We start from the raw sequence: 1,951 nt of genomic DNA, 5'->3' as shown, positions 1-1,951 counted from the left end.
GCTGACCAACAGCTCGAGCGAACGCTCCAGGGCAATCGCCACCCGATCGCCCGGTTGCACACCCAGGCCGACCAGATGACGGGCCAGGCCATTGGCCCGGTGGTTCAACTCGGTGTACGTCAGGCTTGGGGCATTGTGTACGGCCGCAATGGCTTGCGGACGCTGCGTGACCTGCGCCTCGAACAGGCCATGGACAGTCCTGTCCTGGGGATAGCGGCGAGTGGTGGCGTTGAAATCCACCAGTAAGTGGCGACGCTCGGCCGACGGCAGGATCGACACGCTGTTCAACGGCGTCTGCGGCATTTGTTCCAGCGCCTCGACCAGATGCTCCAAGGCGATGTTCATATAGACACACATCCGCTGCGCACCGATCCGAGGTACCGCCAGTGCCGACACATAAAAACCTTCGCCCAGGTCATCCACCGACAAGGTCAGCGGGTAGTTGGTACGTTCTTCACTGCCCAGGGCCTCGATGCCCTCCCAGGCAGCAAACGCTTCGCTCGACGCCGTGCCCATTGCGCTGTGCCGGTAGTTGAGCAAGGCGCTGAACAACGGCAGCGGCGCGGCGACGCCGCTGCAACGTTGGGCCAGGGACAGCGAGGCGTGCTCGTGCCCCAGCAGACCGGTCAAACGCGCGTGGGTGGCTTTCACCCCGTCACGCACGCCTCGGGTATCGACATCCACCCGCAATGGCAGGGTGTTGATGAACATGCCCAGTGCCCGGTCGGCGCCCTCACCGCCCTGCATCCGGCCCATCAACACCGTGCCAAAGACCACATCCTGCTTGCCGGACACTTTGCTCAGGACCTGCGCCCACGCCAAGTGATGCAGGCTCGCAGCGCTCACCCCCAACTGACGGGCCTGGGCCCGCAGGCGCCGGCTGAGGTCGGCGGCGAGGTTGAGTCCGGCCGCTTCGATATCGCTGCCGTCGCCACGGACATCCAGCAAGCCGAACGGCAACGTGGGTTCCTCGATGTCGCCGAGCATGTCGCGGAAGAACCCTTCATGTTCCTCACGGCTCACGCCCAAGCGGGCCTGGGCCACGTAGTTGCGGAACGGTACCGCTTCGCCCAACCGATCAGCGTGGCCCAGCAGGTGCGCCTGCATCTCGTGTTGCACCACTTCCAGCGCCGTGTGATCAAGGGCCATATGGTGGAACAACAGCATGGCGATCCACCGCTGGTTGGCGGTGTCATGGGTGAACGCCAGGCGCATCAGCGGCGCCTGGCGTACATCGAGGCGCAGGTGCTGCCGGTCGAAGCGTTCGAGAAGCTGCGTGGCGACATCGTGGCCCGGCTCGAAAACACACTCGTCCAGAATCAATTGCGCCTGGCGAACGACCACTTGCACCGGCTCGCACAGGCCTTCCCAGAGTACAGCGGTGCGCAAGATGTCATGCCGGTCGATGACGCTTTGCAATGCGTCGACAAAGGCGTCCAGCCGGGCGCGGTCCTTGAAGTTGAAGGTGGCCTGCTGCACGTAGAGATCACCCTGCTGCGAAGCCAGGTGGTGATACAGAATGCCTTCCTGCAACGGCGCCAGGGCATAGATGTCCTGGACATTGCTTATGCCGCCCGGCACCGTCGCGACGATCTGCTCGATTTCCGCTTGGGACAGATCGGCCAACGGCAACATGTCCGGCGTGATGCGGGCGCAGCCGCGGGTAATGCCGTTGACCGGCACCATGACCTCCGTCACGCCCCCCACGGCCGCCGCCAATGCCGCCAGCGTCGGCTGGCCGAACAGCACGCGGACATCGGCGCTCAGGCCCACTTGGCGCATGCGTTCGATCAGCGTGACCGCCAGCAGCGAGTGGCCGCCCAATTCAAAGAAGTTGTCGTGGCGACCGACTTGTTCGAGCTTGAGCAAGTCCTCCCAGATCCGGGCAATGCTGGCTTCCACTTCTCCTTGTGGCGCCTCGTATTCACGGACGATCACTGCTGAATGATCC

1 protein-coding gene is annotated in these 1,951 nt (G+C 64.0%); it reads right to left on the bottom strand.

Going from position 1 to position 1,951, the window contains the following annotated elements; translation table 11 throughout:
- Positions 1-1,951: condensation domain-containing protein (locus AACY42_RS28315; protein ID WP_445261767.1), on the bottom strand; the 1,951-nt coding region annotated here is incomplete at both ends.

The organism is Pseudomonas sp. RL_5y_Pfl2_73, assembly GCF_963970515.1.
In the GTDB taxonomy this organism is placed as follows: domain Bacteria; phylum Pseudomonadota; class Gammaproteobacteria; order Pseudomonadales; family Pseudomonadaceae; genus Aquipseudomonas.
The sequence above is the reverse complement of the archived record's forward strand: the minus strand, read 5'-3'. Positions and strand labels throughout refer to the sequence as shown.